The organism is Mesorhizobium sp. WSM4887 (assembly GCF_029625865.1).
Taxonomy (GTDB): Bacteria; Pseudomonadota; Alphaproteobacteria; order Rhizobiales; family Rhizobiaceae; genus Mesorhizobium.
This window is the reverse complement of sequence record NZ_JARTVP010000006.1, coordinates 166,752-182,085: the sequence shown is the minus strand read 5'-3', so window position 1 is coordinate 182,085 and position 15,334 is coordinate 166,752. Positions and strand designations below refer to the sequence as shown.

The following is a 15,334-nucleotide window of genomic DNA, read 5'->3' as shown; positions in this document are numbered from 1 at the left end:
GGTCCGCCAGGGCCGCGCCGCCTATTTTGTGTGTGTCACAAAATAGGCTATCCTGCCAAGAGAACGCAAGAGGCATGAAATTACGGGGCGCGTTTTCTCACCAGCGCAGTTGGTGAGAGGCGCGGGCGACGAAATGTTCCCATCGTGTATTGATGCGATGTGCCTATGATGCGTTGAAGACTTGTTTCCATGTTAACAAGGAAACAAGTGCCCTGATGCGCAGCCCGAAAGCGTAGTCGAAAATCCGCAGTCGGATTAGCCCGGCTGGACGCCTTCTTCGCTGAAAACAGCAGCTGCGCAGAAACTGCACCTTTAGGCGAGCCCTTATCGATGCGCGCGTGGGTTGCCAAACCAGTATTCCCCGTCGACAATGTCACCATGTTTCGACCGTGACATTGGTCCATATGTCCATGATGACTTGTTCCCATGTTAACATGGGAACAAGGAGACAACGCCGGAAGGAAGCCTCCTATGATCATCTCCGCTGCGATCCCAAAGGGCGGCACTGGCAAATCGACGATGCTGCGCACCCTTGCATCCGTCGCGCTGCATCGGGGGTATTCGGTCACTCTTATCGACGGCGACCGGCGGCAGAACATGAACCGCTGGTTCCAGATGCTGGGCGAAGCTGGCAATCGTCCTGACAAGCTGCAGATGGTGAGCGCGATGACGCCGCAGGAAATCCTCGACGCAGCAGCCATCCACAACGGGGAACGCTCTGTCGTCTTGATCGATACGGAAGGCACGACAAATGACAACCTCATGGCCGGGCTCTTCGCTGCCGACATTGTCGTCGTGCCGGTCTATTTTGCCCTCGACGATGTGACCGCCGCCATCCAGATCACCGACCACTACATCCCGCTGGCGGTCGAGAGCCGGGGTAGACCGCTGCCAGCGATATTCGTGCTGACGAAGCAGACAATCATCGATGGCAGGGCGCGAGCCCTGACCGAACTGCGCGCCATCATCCAGGCCAACGGCACGCCCATTGCAGAACACGTCCTGCACAATCGCGTTGCCTACCGCGACCTTCAGACCGGGCAGACCCTTTACAGCCCCGAGGTGCCTGACGCGAAGGCGATTGCCGAGAGCGAAGGGGTCTTCGACGACCTTCTGCAAACCTTCATCGAAGCCACAAGGAACGCGGCATGAGTGAAGAAACCACGCCGAAACCCGGTGACGACAAGAAAGCCCGTATGATGAAGGCGATCTCCACGCAACCGCCCGCGCTGCCGAGCATGTTCATCCCGCCGAAGGCCGAGACATCAGGGACCAGGGAGCAGGCTGCGCCACAGATCCAGAAAACGACAAAGCCGTCCCCGGCAGTCGGGCCCGATTTCCGCAAGCTGCTGCGGCAGGGCCAGAAAAAGGATCCCATCGCCGGAAAGAAGATTCGCGAGGAGGAGATGATCCGCTGCGGCTACTATTTGACGGCCGTGGAGCAGCGGCAGTTCAAGCTGCTGGCGATCAGCAATGGGCACAGCATGACCGAACTGCTGCGCAAGGCCGTGCAGGACTATATCCGCATTCATAAGCACAAACTGCCGAAGGAATAATCGGCGGTTTGGAGTCGCTGTCTCTTGCTGTAGCCGGTGATGTTCGTGGCTCTTTTGCGACCCACAAAAAAAGGGCCCGCGACGGAACACTCCGTCGCGGGCTCTGAGACGTTTTGCCTACTTGGGTTGATTGAGGTGTTTCAGCACCTGGCCGAGAATTGTGTCCCGCGCCGGACGCCGGCTGGCTACCGCTTTGTCGTCGACCAGCTTTGCGGCCAGTTTGGGCGACGGCGTGAAGTCGTAGCCGTGTGAGATGGCTGCGCGGCGAAGATCCTCAAGCGTATCGAAGGCGCGATCGTGGGTGCCGAACCAAAGACCGGGCTCGTCGGTTTCTTCGTGCAGGAATGCTTGCAGGAAGTAGGTCCGAAGCGGTGGATCGTAGCCGATGACAGCGTCTGGATCCGAGCGGCTCTGTCCGGTGACGGTGCCAGTGACAGTGATGGTGTAGCGGCTCATTGCAACCTCCTTTTGCCGGTGGGGAGCCGGCCCCTTGCGAGGCCGGCCACCGATGCTCACTGGGGGTTGTTCCAGAGGATGACCTTCTTGTTTTCCTCGCCACCCGGGGCGGGAGCGAGATTGCCGAAGATGACGCCGATCTCGGGGGCTTCCAGCTTGACCGAGAGGTATTCCTCGCCCGAACGCTGGGAGATGCGGTGCCAGCCGGCTCCGATCTCGAAGCCCGTGCGCTTGTTGACGATCCGGTAGTCGGGCGCGTCCTCGCGCGACTTGTTGGTGTTCGGGATCAGGGTGATCGGGGCGTTGACCCGGAGCGTGGCGAAGACGCCTTCCATCGAGCCGTCGGCCTTGGTGGTGAGGTTTGCGATCGTGGTGGCCATGGTAGTTCTCCTTCGGTTGCATCGGGACCATTCCCGATGGCGCCAAAGGAGAGGGCCGTCCTGCTGCGGTCATCTCGGCGAAAATTCTGGAAAATTCTATTTGCCGAAAAATAGCGAGCAGGCCCTTCGCCTGCCCGCGGTTAAAAACAGAAATCGAATTTTCCTGAATATTCGCCGAGTGTACCCCCAACGGGGGTTGACCGCACAAAGCAGGCGGTCGTCTACAAAGGCGACATGAAACGGGAATGGCCCCGGATGCGACCGAAGGAAAAGAACTCAGGCCGCCATTGCTAGACCGCCGACGCAATGCTGCCGGATCGCAGGAACATGCTGCAGCCTCTCGGGTCATATCGTCGGCATTGCCAACACATCGAACAGTTAGCCCAGCGCGTGACCGCCTTGCGTGTTCGGTATGGCGGCATAGCGGTTTCGAGATCGGGGCCGGCTGGCAGCGGCCTTTACGCCCCTCGGGGGACGATACCGCGCAGTCAGGTTGGATGACCCGGCAAGCCAGGATGTTGTTCGGCACGCTTGCACCCGCTTCAGAGGCGAGACGGATCAAGATGATCATCCGCGCAACGCCCCGCGGCTCTGCGCGTGGACCGGTTTCGAAAGGGGCCGGCTCCGGCCGTTCATAAAGTGGAGTGGGCCGCGCGGGGCCGGATCAACGTATCGGATTGAACCCGCCAGGCTGTCGGCAGGAACCGCATCCATCATCCTGGCAACGCTAGACGCTCCTCCGGCGTCATGCGGGCTTCGGCTTGGCGGCGAATATCCGGACCAGCATGGCGGAGCATCGCGCACCAGTCTTCCACATTGTACGTGATCGCCATGCTCCCTCTGGCCAGATCGTAAATGACGCACGGCTTGTTCGCGATGGCGAGCCGAAGCATGTTGACGGCCGTGCCGGGTGATGCGCCGTCCCAGACCATCATGCCAAAGTCGGCGCGCCGCGCCATCTCCCGGTCCTTGGCGGCGTGGAACAAGTGCTCGTGAACTCCTTCAGGAGAAGGAACATGGTAGGCGGACCAGTCGCCCAGATTGTTGCGGGGTTCCTTGCCGGCATGGAAGACCCCGACATGCTCGTACTTGTAGCCCGCAAGCAGGCCCTGCGCCTCGGCATCGGCTCCCGACGCGTCGCCAACCAGCACGCCGTGTTCGGCAGCAACGATTGCGCCGATGCGAGCGATGGCAGGTTCCGGCAGCTCGAATATCTCGCGTGATCCACCTATGAATATCATCGACATCGTGACTTTCCCTTCTCTCCCGCGGCCCCCGCTCCGCGCCGGCCGCCCTCTCCCCCTGGCCTTGCGCGAGGGATCGTCACCGAAGGCCGAGACGGCAAAGCCGGCTCGGGAAGCGGCGGGACGCCGCGACGAGAGCCCGGCCGGCCGCAGGCCGGCGCGCCCGGACGCTGCAGCTGCCAGAGGCGCTACGCGCCTGGAGCGAGTGCTAGTGGCCTTTGTCGGCCAGCCAGAGCTCACGTCCTAGATCGGGCACATGGCCGCGAAAAGAGAACGTTAGTCCAGACGGCTGACGCGGCGCCCCTCGCTGCGCGCTTCAATGAAGGCGGCCGCGATCTTCATCATGAATGCCTTGCTGAACCGACCGAGCGTATTCCCGTGGGGTCCGATGTACCAGGAGCGTTCGGCAATATCGTAGTTATATTCGTCAACCACGATCCAGCAGCGTTTGAGATCGGTCAAACCGGCGCGGCGACATTCGATGGCGGAGACCTCCAATGCGACCCGATCGGCGGGCGGTGGTTGGGTGGTTATCGCCAGGAGCGCCAGATGGGTCAGACCGTCGCTAGCGCCGCGGACAGCGATGACCACGCAGGTCGGCCGGCTCTTGCGGCCTTCCGTTTCGCCGCGCTCTTGTTGCCATGCCCAAAGATACGGGTAGGAGATTACTTGACCGGGCAGGAATCTACCGCTCGTCATCGTATCCCTCCCCGCGCGCCAGTCGGTCGATCTCGGCGGCGAAGAGTCCCGCGTGTTCATCCGGCATCTCGGAGACGCGGTATGCGCGGCGGGGGTCGGCGCCGGCACGCATCCGTTCGTAGTGCTCGTAACTCATCAAAACGAACCGGGGCTTTCGGTGCTTGGTGAGAATAACCGGTTCGCGGCTGGCAACGTCGGTGACGTCGCCAACCTGCTTGTTGAGATCCCCCGTCGTGAACTGACGCATGGCTGGACTCCTTGATCGGTCTCCATAATATCCAGATTTTCTGGATTTGCAAGAAAACGGCGCTCACGCGCCGCCCTCCGCGAACCGCCAGACCGGGATGCCGAGCCGACGCGCCTTGTCTGCAAGGTTCTCGGTGATGCCGGAGCCGGGAAAAACGATCAGGCCGTAGGGCACCACCGACAGCAGCAGATCGTTGCGGCGGAACGGGGCCGCCTTGGCGTGTCGGTTCCAGTCCGGTTTGAAGGCGATCTGCGTGACCTTGCGGTTCTCGGCCCAGCAGGCGGCGATGCGCTCGGCGCCGCGCGGGCTGCCGCCATGGAGCAGCACCATGTCGGGATGCTTCTCACGGGCCTTGTCGAGCGCGTCCCAGATCCGGTCCTGTTCGTTGCAGTCGAGGCCGCCGGCGAAGGCGATCTTGGTGCCGGCAGGGACCAGTACCTCGGTTTCGGCGTGGCGCCGCGCGGCGAGGAAGTCTCTAGAGTCGATCACCGCCGCCGTCATCGCCTGGTGGGATACCTTGGAACCCGTGCGCGGCCGCCATGCCGATCCGGTTTGCGCCTCGTAAAGGTCGGCTGCCTCGTCGCGCATGATTTCGAGCACGTTGCGGCGCTCGATGTAGGTGATGCCCTCGGCGGTGAGCCGTTCGAGTTCGACGGACTTCACTTCCGAGCCGTCCTGCTCCTGCTGGCTGGTGCGCTGCGCCTCCTCGTTGCGGTCGAGGCTGCGGGCGACGCGCTCAGCCGCGCGGTGGAAGACATTTGCGAAGGACCAGAGCAGATCGTCGAGGTCGGGTTCGAGCCTGGTGTCGCCGAGCATGCCGGCGAAGATCTCGACGATCCCGGCGAGGCCACCCCGGATCACCTCGCCGTCCGGCAGCGGGCGAGGATCGGGCTCGTCCTGATGCGGACGGTGGCCGTACATCTGCAGTTCGAGGATGACGCGGTCGGTCGGCGAGGAGGCGTGGTAGGGCTCGTAGGCGGCGTCGAAAGGAAGTTCGTAGGTCATGGCGTGTCTCCGTCGGCTGTGGCCGCGCCCATCGCGGCCTGACAGCGCATCCCGGCCGCGCCCCGGGCGCGGCCGCCCCGAAGGCCGAAGCGCGAGCGGAGGACGGCGCAGCCGTTGCGGCCGTGACGGGGACGTGGCAGGGGTCGCCTCTCGGGCAGGCCGCGGGCGCGGCCTCTCCGGCGAACAGCTGCCAGGCCGGCGGGTCTTCCGGTGACGCTGCCCTCCACGCCTAACTACCCGTACCGCTCATCTTGATGGCAGGAACAGACGCGCATCCTCGGGGTCGAGCTGACCGCTGAGCCATGCCGCGAGGTGGGCCGGGCCGAGATGGCGCAGATCGTCGTTGAAATCGCCAAGCTGCGGCCGCAGCGCCAGAGCGAGAATCCCGGCCTCGCCGGCGCGCTGGCTGAGACGGTAGATGCCTTGGCGCCCGGCGGCGTCCGCGTCGGCCGCGATGTAGAGGCGGCGGCAGCCTGGCGGGAACGTCAGGCCGGCGAGGTGATTGGCGGAGGTGGCGGCGGCCACCGGCAAGGCCGGCATCACCGTCCTGAGCGAGGCCATCGTCTCAAACCCCTCGCCGGCGGCCATGACGGGAACAGGCTCCTCGGGCTGGTGGCCAAGCCAAATGGCGTTGCCCAGGAGATCCCCGAGCGAGCGGCGGGGATCGGCGAGCTGCGCCTTGCCGTTGCCCGCCGGGTCGAGCCAGGTGCGCTGCAGGCCGGTGATGCGCCCGTCGAGGCTGGTGACAGCGGCGATCAGCGCAGGCAGCGTCTGCGTCTCGCCGGTAGTGAGATCTCGATAGTAGCAGCCGGGATGGAAACGCAGGGCGCGCTCATGGGCGGAGAGCAGAATGCCACGGCCAACGAGATAGCGTTCCGCGAGCGTGCCGGCGATCGGCCGCGACATGGCGAAAAGGCGACGCGCGGCATCGGGCGAGCCGCGGGCCGCGGCGGGTTGACGCTCGGCGCCATGGCTTTGCGGCGGTGGCAGCGGCATGGCGAGGAAGCGACGTGCTTCGTCCGCGACTTTGCGGAAGTCGACGAGGCCGCAGCTTTCTCGGATGACATCGAGCAGATCGCCAAATTCGGACGTCGCCTCGTCGACCCATCGACCGGCCGGGCCCTTCGCGTTGGCCTTCAGCCGCACATGCATTGAGCGGCCGCGCGTGTTGCGGACATCGCCGACCATCCAGTGATTGCCGGAGCGATGGCCATTGGAAAGATACTCGCGGCACACCGCCTCGGCATGTTCACCAAGGCGGCGTGCCAGCTCGGAAGCTGAGCCGGCCATGACCGCCTCCTTCAAGCCGCTGCGGTACGAGCGGTGACCCCTACGATCGCATGGCGGTCGAGCAGCGAGGCGAGGATGACCGAGCCTTGCGCGGCTGTCGGAATGAACAGCCTCAGCTTCCAGGAGATGATTTCGGAGATCAGCCCCAGCGTCTTCAGCCGGGGGACGATGGCTTCGTTGAAGCCGACCAACTCGACACGGTAGTCGTTCATGACCCGGCTGCGGCGCAGGATCAGGCCGTCGGCAAGTTGCAGTCCGACTCGGCCTTCAACAAGCCCGGTCCAGGCATCTTCCGGCGCGAGCCTCGGCACGTCGTCGAGGCCCAGATTTCGGAACATGGTCGCGACCAGCGTCGGCGCTATGTGACGGCCGATGATGCGCTCGCCGGCATCGGTCTGGATGCGGTAGACCTGGCAATCATGGTCCGGCAGGCGCCGCCAGATCGGCAACAGCAGACCCGTCACGATGTGAAAGGTGCTGGTAGTGAACTCCGAGACGGCGGCGACTTCGGCCTGCCAGAACTCGCAAAACAGCTTTCGGTCGGTGGGCTGCCAATGGGTTTCGGCAAGGGCGTTCAGGCCGAAGCGCAGCTCGTCGGTCGGACGAAGCAGACGCATCCGATGCTCGACGGTGCCGTCGTCGAGCATAAGGCTCGCCGTCGGAAGCTGGATTGCGGCGCGGTTCGACCGCGTGTTGACGAGCAGGACCCCTTGCGGCTCCGCCCGGGCAATGGCCAGCGCATCGATAAGCCCGAGCGGCCTGACACGGTCCTTACGAGCAACGGTCAGCACATGCGACTGCGCGCCCGAGACCGGATGCGTGTAGACTGTGCGCCTGTCGGTGACGATGATGCTCTCCGCCGTGATCGTCTCCAGCCCCTTGTCGTAATTGCCGGCGGCGATCGCGCCTTCTATTTTTCCCGCCATCAGCTGCTCGAACACTTCGAACAAGAAATTCTGGGTCTCGATGCGCAGTGCCAGCAGCCGGTTGAGCCAGGTCGTGATCGGCGGCAGCTCGTCACGCAGGCCGCCTTCGTCGGTGGTCAGCGAAAGGCCGGTGACGGTCTCGAATGTAGAAAGAGAACAACCTTCGATCCTGCCCTGGTGGAGCAGCATATAGAATTGGCGAAGTGCGGCCCGCGCGTAGGGGCTTTCGAGATTGTCTTCTGCACGGAAGAGCCCTGCCCCGCCGGTCTGGCGCTGGCCGCGTGTGATCGCGCCGAGCGTGTCGAGCCGTCGCGCGATGGTCGACAGAAAGCGTTTTCCCGCCTTCACATTAGCGGCCATCGGCCGGAACAGCGGCGGTTGCTTCTGATTTGTGCGATGCGTCCGGCCGAGCCCCTGGATGGCATTGTCGGCGCGCCAGCCGGCCTCGAGCAAATAATGCTTGCGCAGCCTCTGGTTCTTCGCGCCGAGATCGGCATGGTAAGAACGGCCGGTGCCGCCGGCATCCGAAAAGATCAGCACGCGCTTGTCGTCGTCCATAAAACTCTGGGTCTCGGCGAGGTTGGCCGAGCCCGGACGGTTCTCAACGGCGAGCCGGTCCATGCCATCGCCGCCGGTCTTTTTGACGATGCGCCGCGAGCGGCCGGTCACCTCGGCGACGGCCTCGGTGCCGAAATGGTGGATGATCTGGTCGAGCGCACTGCCGACCGGCGGCAACAACGCGACCCTCTCGATCATGTCGTCGCGTCGGCGAACCGCTTCGCGGCATTGGACGGGATTGCCGTCCGCGTCATGCACCGGCCGCGAATAAACATTCCCTTCGGCGTCCGAATATTCCTCAAACAACTGGGTCGGGAAAGAGTGCATCAAATACCCGCCGACATATTCGCGTGGCGTGACGTCGACGTGGAGGTCCGACCATTCCTCGGTTGGGATTTCTGCAAGCCGGCGCTCCATCAGCGCCTCGCCGGTCGATACGATCTGCACCACGGCCGAGTGGCCACCGGCAAGGTCCTGTCCGATCGCACCGATCAGCGTCGGCGTCATCATCGAGGTGATGAGGTGGCTGAAGAAGCGCTGCTTGGTGCTCTCGAAGGCCGAGCGCGCCGCGGCCTTGGCGTTGCGGTTCAGCGTACCGGAATCGCTGGTGATGTTGGCCGCCTCGAGCGCGGCGGTCAGGTTGTTGTGGATCACCTGGAACGCATCTGCATAGGCGTTGTAGATGCGGATCTGTTCCTCGGTCAGCGCGTGCTCGAGTAGATTGTATTCGACACCGTCATAGGAGAGCGAGCGCGCCGTATAGAGGCCGAGGGATTTGAGATCGCGTGCCAGCACCTCCATGGCCGCGACGCCGCCGTCCTCGATCGCCGCGACGAACTCAGCGCGGTTGGCGAACGGAAAATCATCGCTGCCCCAAATGCCGAGCCGTTGCGCATAGGCAAGATTCTCGACGGCCGTCGCACCGGTGGCCGAGACATAGACGACGCGAGCGTCGGGCAGCGCATGCTGCAGGCGCAGGCCTGCTTTGCCCTGCTGCGAGGGTGAGACGTCGCCGCGTTCGCTTTTGCCGCCGGCGGCATTGGCCATGGCGTGGGCCTCGTCAAAAACGATGACGCCATCGAAAGCTTTCCTGGTCCCCGTCGCGCCTTCGGCGCTCCCCGCCTCTTGGCCGACCCAGTCGAGGATCTGGGCGATGCGGGATTTCTTGCCCTCGCGTTCCTGGGAGCGCAGGGTCGCGTAGGTCGTGAACAGGATGCCTTCGGCAAGACGAATTGACGTCCCCTGCCGATAGCGCGAGAGCGGCTGGACGAGGAGTTTTTCCTGGCCAAGCGCTGCCCAGTCGCGCTGAGCATCTTCGAGCAGCTTGTCCGACTTGGAAATCCAGATCGCGCGGCGACGGCCCTGCAGCCAGTTGTCGAGGATGATGCCGGCGACCTGGCGCCCCTTGCCGCAACCGGTTCCGTCGCCCAAAAACCATCCACGCCGGAAGCGGACCGCGGCCTCTGCACCTTCGGGCGCGGCTGAGACGACGTCAAAGGTCTCATCGACCGTCCAGGCGCCGGCGAGATGGCCGCTATGCGCCTCGCCGGCATAGATCACGCTTTCGAGCTGGGCGTCCGACAGCAGGCCATCGTCGATCGTCGCGTCAGGGAGAAGCGGCCGGTAAGACGGCTTCGGCGGCGCGACCGCGGCCATGGCGGCCGACTGGACCAGCGGTGTCGGATGCGGCTTGGCGCGGGGAATCTCGATCGACTGGAGCGCATAGGGTTCGTAGATCGCGTCGGTGAGCCGGCCGCCCTCCTCCGGCATCCAATCGCGCAGCTCATAGGCAAGCGGAGCGGCAGGCGTGCTTGCTAGGCCGGGCCGGGTGGGCTTTTCCCGGGCGACCTGACGGGCTGCTGGTCGAATGACCCGCGCGGCTGTCCCGACCGCGGCGATCGGTGCGGCTCTTGCCGCGGTTTGCGCGCCAATGCGCATGGCGGCATTGCGCAGGATGCCGTTGGACAGGGCGCCGATCGAGTCCAGGAAGCCGCCCGGTGTACGGGGCTGAAGATCGGTGATCCAGGAGAGCAGCGTTTCGACGTCAGCCGCCTTGCCCGGCGATCGGACGAAGCCGCTCGGGTCGGCGGCCGGCACCTTGTCGATGATCGTCAGTCGGGTTTCGGCGGTGGTGCCATGGCGGGCGTAGACACGGCCGTCGATCGCCGCGGTGAAGACGACTGTGCCCTGCTGCTGCAGCCGTTCGAAAGCCGGCCGCCACTTGGGGTTTTCCGGAGAGAGCCCGGTCCCGGTGATGGCGACGAGACGGCCGCCGGCGCGCATCCGCGCGAAGGCCGAAGACAAGTGTCGCCATGCCGCATCGGCGACATGGCCCTCGACATAGGCGCCGACGCTCAAGGGTGGATTCATCAGCACGACTGACGGCTCTATAGCCGCATCGAGATGATCGTGGATATGGGCGGCGTCATGCCGCGAGACCGCCACGCGCGGAAACAGCAGACCGAGCAGACCGGCCCGTGTCGCGGCAAGCTCGTTGAGGGCGAGCGAGGCCCGGGCGACCTCGGCATGGACGGCGAGCAGGCCGGTGCCGGCCGAGGGTTCGAGTACGTGGTCTGAAAAGGTGAGCCCTGCGGCGTGAGCCGTGACGAAGGCGAGCGGCAGCGGCGTCGACAACTGCTGCATGGCCTGGCTCTCGTCAGACCGTCGCGTGTGGGTGGGAAGAAGTTCGGCGATCCGCTTCATCATTGCCAGGGCCGCCCGCGGCGATGCTGATCGCGACAGGATCGCCGGTCCGAAGCTGCGCAGGAACAGCACCTGCGCAGCTTCAAGCGCTTCATAGGCGTCCTTCCAGACCCAGAACCCTTCCGCATCGCTGCCGCCGAAGCTGCCCGTCATGGCAACGCGGAGCGCGCTGGTAGTGATCGCGTTGCCTTGCTCGAGGAATGGCAGAAGCTGCATTGCCGCCTGGTAGATCGCCTGTCCGTTGTCGATGGCGGCCGGTGCGGGCGTGGCGAGTGGAGCGGCCGTCCGGGCGGCGGCCGATGTGGTCGAAACGATGTTCATGGAGATGTCCTTCGCGAAAGGTGAGCACGCCCCGCGCCGACACTCTCTCCGCGCCGGCTGGGCCGCACTCCTCCCGCTCCCCTCTCCCTCTGGCGCCGATCCGGGTTGCGCTCGGCGCAAAGCCATGGCTTGTATGCGCGCACAGGGATGCGGCGGCGACCTGGAGCTAGCGGAGGTGATGCGACGGTTTCGTATTGGAAGTGCGGTCTACGAGGAGGGAGCGCCTGATCTGCAGGCCGCACTGGCGAACGCCTATGCCCGCAGGGAGCGTCCGCTATGCTTGTGCCGCGAACCGGGCTGTCCGATGTATGTCGCCCGGATCGGTGCCCTGCATCTGATCAAGCGCATGCCGCTCAGCGGCAGCGAGCACGATCCGTCCTGCGAGTCACATGAACAGCCTTATGATCTGTCCGGGCTAGGCGCCTTGATGGGCAGCGCGATCCAGCTCGATCCGCAAAGCGGGATGGCGACGCTGAAGCTGGACTTCAGCCTGTCGAAGACGGGGAGCCGGGCAGCTTCCGTACCTGCTGGCGAAAACTCCGCCGGCGTAACCGCAGATCCCAGGAGGATGTCGCTGCGTGGCCTCCTTCACTACCTCTGGCACGAGGCCGAACTGACAATCTGGACATCGCGATGGGCCGGCAAGCGCCATTGGTGGAATGTCCGTTGGCATCTGGTCGAGGCAGCCGGTCAAATGACGGTGCGCGGCGGATCGCTGGCGGACATCCTGTTCGTGCCCGAGCCATTTCGCGCCGAGAACAAAGAAGCGATCGAGCAACGCCGCAACGCGGTTCTCGCTGCGGGGCTACCGCCGAAGTCCGGTCCACGGAAGTTGCTGGTGCTGGTCGGCGAGGTCAAGGAGATCGTGCCCGCAAGATCGGGTCAAAAACTTGTCGTCAGGCATTTACCCGGTTTTCCCTTCATCATCGACGATGCGTTGCATCGGCGTTTGCAGGCACGCTTCGAGAAGGAGCTGTCACTGTGGGAGGCGGATTCGACGTCACATCTGATAGTGATCGCGACTTTTGGACTGAACCGGGCCGGCCTCGCCATTGTCGAGGAGATCGCGTTGATGGTGGTGTCCGAGAACTGGATTCCTTATGAGACGGTCCCTGAGAAGAGGCTCGTCGATGGGCTGGCCCGTCTTCGCGAGAAGAGCGTGAAGGGATTGCGCTACGACCTGCAACCCGACCAGCCGATCGCTAACGCATTGCTCCAGAACAGGAACGAGCCGGTCGCGCTGTTTGTCGTCCCGGCCGGAGCGGACGAGAGCTTCGCAGCCTCGCTCGACGAAATGATCGCCGCGCGACCTGAGATCGGCGCCTGGGTGTGGCGAGTCGGCGAGGGTGATATGCCCCCGCTACCGCTTTGAGCGTCGTTGCTGGCGCTCCTCAGCAAAGTGTTTCGCATGCCACGCCATCACCGTCCCGATCCAGTTTCCGGCCCCACGGGCAGTTGTGCAGATACCATTGGGCCTCGTCGCACGAGCCGATCTGTGAGCAATACCGCCGCGGCTCGCACGAATAGCCGCTCTGGGCTACCAGCTTACGGCTGAAGATGCCGAGCGGCTGGCTCGACGGCGCAGTGCCATCGCCGTGCGATGCACGCCAGTCCCACGGCGCTTGAAAACTGCCGACCCATAATCCGACCTTAGCCGCTTGCGCCCTGGTCTGCTGCACCGCATAAACCCCGTGGCTGTAACGGGGCCAGTCCAGCGCCTGACCGTGCTCGACCATCCACGCCGCAACGCTGGCGCCGTCGGCGCGCCGGCAGTCGCCGACGAAGCGGTGATAGCGATCCCAGGTCACGAACGTGCACTGCACCGGCCTCGAGGCGGCCATGAAGCCGTCCAGCGCTTCGGCCGATCGGCGGCCGCACGGATATTCAAAGCCCTTGGCGTCGTCGCAATACTGCTTGCTCTCCGGCGCGTCGATGCCGTTGAAGCGGATGCGTTGGCCGTGGATCTCGATCGTGTCACCATCGATGACGGAGGCGACGCCGGTGATCGGCTGCGGCTTCGGTCCGATCCAGTTCGAAAGGTTGAGCTCGGGTAGACCGTCGCTGTGCTGCATGGCTGTCTGCGCGACCAAGGTTCCGGCCGCGGCGACCGTCACGAAGATCAGCCGTCGTGGCACGCTCGCCCACCGCAGAGCGCGCGAACGTCTGGCGCCGGTGCGATTGCGCCACTGGTCAGCCCGATTATTGTGCCGAGACCTGTCCACCCCCATCTCCCCGGCGGGAGAATGCTCCCAAATGTGCCGGAGGTCAGGCATCCGTTTCCAAGGGCTTGTGTCCTGACTGCTCGTGCCAAATGACTTGTCGAAGGTCGCGCCAGTCGACTGCCTGGCCACACACAGGGCATTTATGGAAATGGTCGCGCTCGTCGGTATGCTCTTTCCCATGCCGGCGGCCGATGATCGGCGGCCCCAAATCGGAAAGCTTGGTCACCCCCGGAGTTTCCTGGCCTCGCGCTCCAAAGTCTTGCGGTCGCTGCCGTGCTCGCCAATCAGTTCCCGAACCTGATCGGGCGTGATGCGGTGCTGCTTGGCGAAGTAGCGCACCTCATAGTCCTCGTCGGCGGACACGCGGTCGCGGTCCCGAAAATCGCGCTTGGTCTTGTCGTCTGTCATAGCTGTTCCTCCCGGTGGTGAGGGAGAACAGCGACGGGGCGGGAATGTTCCGGAGCCTGCCGGCGGGAGCCGGCTGTCGTTCATTCCTCCATTGATGCCGACCCTGGTGGAGAAGCCGCCCGAGGGTGAAGGGTGGATTCACGAAGTCAAATTCGACGGCTATCGATCCCAAATCGTCATCGACAGTCAGGGCGTACGCATTTTCACCCGCCGCGGGCTGGACTGGACGGCGAAGTACCGGGACCTGGTAAAAGCGGCCGGCGAGCTCGGCGTCGACAACGCCATCATCGATGGCGAAATCATCGTGCTCAACGACAAGGGCCTGTCCGACTTCGGCGAGTTGCGCAAGGCCATCACCCGGCGCCAACACGATCTCTATTTCGTCGCCTTCGATCTCCTGCATTTGAATGGCCACGATCTCCGCGACATGCCGGTGATCGATCGGCGCGAGGTCCTGCAGGCGATGATCCCAATGGGCGGTCGCATCCAGTTCAGCGAGGCGCTGCCAGGCACTGGCGCGGCCGTCTTTCACCTTGTCGAGCAGGCCGGGCTAGAAGGCGTCGTTTCGAAGCGTAAAAACAGCGTCTATCGCAGTGGCAACTCGACCGCTTGGCTGAAGGCCAAGGCATACAGTATTGACGAATACGAACTGCTTGGCGTCGAGCGGGAACCGGGCAAGCCGGCATTTGCTTTGATGGCCGAACGCGACACAGGCCGGTATGTCGGATCGGCTTTCATCACCCTAAATCGCGAGATGCGAGAACGGCTTTGGCAGCGTGTGCAGGAGCACGCCGGGTCGGCGCCGAAAGGTATGAAGCGTCCGGCGACACAATGGGTCAAGCCGGGGCTGATCGGACGTGTGAAGCACCTGCGTGGCGAGGAAGACCTCCGGCATGCTTCGCTGCAGGATTTTCGGGAGGAGGAGAGCCAGTAGAGGGCAGAGATGTGACTGAAGAGGCTATGGCTGCCGCGTTGGCCGCCAGGAATAGGGACGCCCAGATCATCGGTGTGCTGGACACCACCACCAAAGCCGATGCTGCGATCGACTGCTGCTCTTTGGGCGAAGCCATTCGGTTTGTCGCCAATGCTTCGATCTTGGGCTACGACGTCCGAGCCGCGATGGTTATCTACGGCGAACGAGGAACGCCGAGCCTCAGGGCCAGAGATTGCGAGCAGCTGTGGAAGAAATATGGGGAGGCTCTCCTACAACGATCTGAGTCAGACCTCAGTCCGAGCTAATTGACTCGAAGCTGACTTTTTTTGGGTGTATTTTCCGCTCGTCGTCCTAACGAGTAGAGGCACGCGGATGCTAGGGAGCG

At 64.0% G+C, this 15,334-nt stretch carries 16 protein-coding genes; 5 read left to right on the top strand and 11 right to left on the bottom strand.

The window, feature by feature from the left end; genetic code table 11:
• Nucleotides 1–426 precede the first annotated feature (426 nt).
• Together P9230_RS22190 and P9230_RS22185 are read left to right on the top strand one after the other, a co-directional pair.
• The gene (locus P9230_RS22190; protein WP_347404008.1) at nt 427–1,152 is read left to right on the top strand and encodes a ParA family protein; all 726 of its coding nucleotides are present in this window, start codon (nt 427–429) and stop codon (nt 1,150–1,152) included.
• A complete protein-coding gene (locus P9230_RS22185; protein ID WP_278055712.1) occupies nt 1,149–1,556 on the top strand; it encodes a hypothetical protein in 408 nt (135 codons plus the stop codon). The genes P9230_RS22190 and P9230_RS22185 overlap by 4 nt, the downstream gene beginning before the upstream one ends.
• A 117-nt stretch (nt 1,557–1,673) precedes the next feature.
• Here the strand turns inward: P9230_RS22185 and P9230_RS22180 are convergent, their stop codons facing one another.
• The 8 genes from P9230_RS22180 to P9230_RS22145 all read right to left on the bottom strand — a co-directional run bounded on the left by P9230_RS22180 (nt 1,674) and on the right by P9230_RS22145 (nt 11,385).
• Nucleotides 1,674–2,012 (bottom strand): hypothetical protein, encoded by a 339-nt coding sequence (locus P9230_RS22180; RefSeq protein WP_278055711.1) that lies wholly within the window; start codon nt 2,010–2,012, stop codon nt 1,674–1,676.
• A 56-nt stretch (nt 2,013–2,068) separates the two neighbouring features.
• Entirely contained in the window at nt 2,069–2,392 is a 324-nt protein-coding gene (locus P9230_RS22175; protein WP_006205585.1) for a DUF736 family protein, read from the bottom strand.
• 713 nt (nt 2,393–3,105) lie between these two features.
• Nucleotides 3,106–3,639, bottom strand: coding sequence for a hypothetical protein (locus P9230_RS22170; RefSeq protein ID WP_278055710.1), 534 nt, complete (start codon nt 3,637–3,639; stop codon nt 3,106–3,108).
• Nucleotides 3,640–3,912: 273 nt separating this feature from the next.
• Nucleotides 3,913–4,335 (bottom strand): hypothetical protein, encoded by a 423-nt coding sequence (locus P9230_RS22165; RefSeq protein WP_278120816.1) that lies wholly within the window; start codon nt 4,333–4,335, stop codon nt 3,913–3,915.
• Nucleotides 4,322–4,582 carry a type II toxin-antitoxin system prevent-host-death family antitoxin gene (locus P9230_RS22160; RefSeq protein ID WP_278055708.1) on the bottom strand — a complete coding sequence of 87 codons (261 nt, stop codon included), beginning with the start codon at nt 4,580–4,582 and terminating at the stop codon, nt 4,322–4,324. Before P9230_RS22160 ends, P9230_RS22165 begins: the two co-directional genes overlap by 14 nt.
• 63 nt (nt 4,583–4,645) lie before the next feature.
• Nucleotides 4,646–5,587 (bottom strand): DUF2493 domain-containing protein, encoded by a 942-nt coding sequence (locus P9230_RS22155; protein WP_278055706.1) that lies wholly within the window; start codon nt 5,585–5,587, stop codon nt 4,646–4,648.
• Between the two features lie 246 nt (nt 5,588–5,833).
• Nucleotides 5,834–6,877 carry a toprim domain-containing protein gene (locus tag P9230_RS22150; protein WP_278055704.1) on the bottom strand — a complete coding sequence of 348 codons (1,044 nt, stop codon included), beginning with the start codon at nt 6,875–6,877 and terminating at the stop codon, nt 5,834–5,836.
• Nucleotides 6,878–6,888: 11 nt separating this feature from the next.
• A complete protein-coding gene (locus P9230_RS22145) occupies nt 6,889–11,385 on the bottom strand; it encodes a strawberry notch family protein (protein ID WP_278055702.1) in 4,497 nt (1,498 codons plus the stop codon).
• 178 nt (nt 11,386–11,563) lie between these two features.
• Here P9230_RS22145 and P9230_RS22140 point away from each other — a divergent pair, with 178 nt between their 5' ends.
• Nucleotides 11,564–12,757, top strand: a complete 1,194-nt coding sequence (locus P9230_RS22140) for a DUF1173 domain-containing protein (RefSeq protein WP_278055853.1) — start codon at nt 11,564–11,566, stop codon at nt 12,755–12,757.
• A 19-nt stretch (nt 12,758–12,776) separates the two neighbouring features.
• Here the strand turns inward: P9230_RS22140 and P9230_RS22135 are convergent, their stop codons facing one another.
• The 3 genes from P9230_RS22135 to P9230_RS22125 form a co-directional block, all read right to left on the bottom strand.
• Nucleotides 12,777–13,520: an excalibur calcium-binding domain-containing protein gene (locus P9230_RS22135; RefSeq protein ID WP_278055700.1), complete on the bottom strand. Its 744-nt coding sequence runs from the start codon at nt 13,518–13,520 to the stop codon at nt 12,777–12,779.
• Between the two features lie 130 nt (nt 13,521–13,650).
• Nucleotides 13,651–13,833 (bottom strand): hypothetical protein, encoded by a 183-nt coding sequence (locus P9230_RS22130; RefSeq protein WP_278055698.1) that lies wholly within the window; start codon nt 13,831–13,833, stop codon nt 13,651–13,653.
• On the bottom strand, nt 13,830–14,015 hold the full coding sequence (locus tag P9230_RS22125) for a DUF3606 domain-containing protein (RefSeq protein WP_278055696.1): 186 nt from the start codon (nt 14,013–14,015) through the stop codon (nt 13,830–13,832). Before P9230_RS22125 ends, P9230_RS22130 begins: the two co-directional genes overlap by 4 nt.
• A gap of 94 nt (nt 14,016–14,109) precedes the next feature.
• Here P9230_RS22125 and P9230_RS22120 point away from each other — a divergent pair, with 94 nt between their 5' ends.
• Nucleotides 14,110–14,949, top strand: coding sequence for an ATP-dependent DNA ligase (locus tag P9230_RS22120; RefSeq protein ID WP_278055852.1), 840 nt, complete (start codon nt 14,110–14,112; stop codon nt 14,947–14,949).
• Nucleotides 14,950–14,975: 26 nt separating this feature from the next.
• Nucleotides 14,976–15,254 (top strand): hypothetical protein, encoded by a 279-nt coding sequence (locus P9230_RS22115; RefSeq protein WP_278055694.1) that lies wholly within the window; start codon nt 14,976–14,978, stop codon nt 15,252–15,254.
• Nucleotides 15,255–15,334 lie beyond the last annotated feature (80 nt).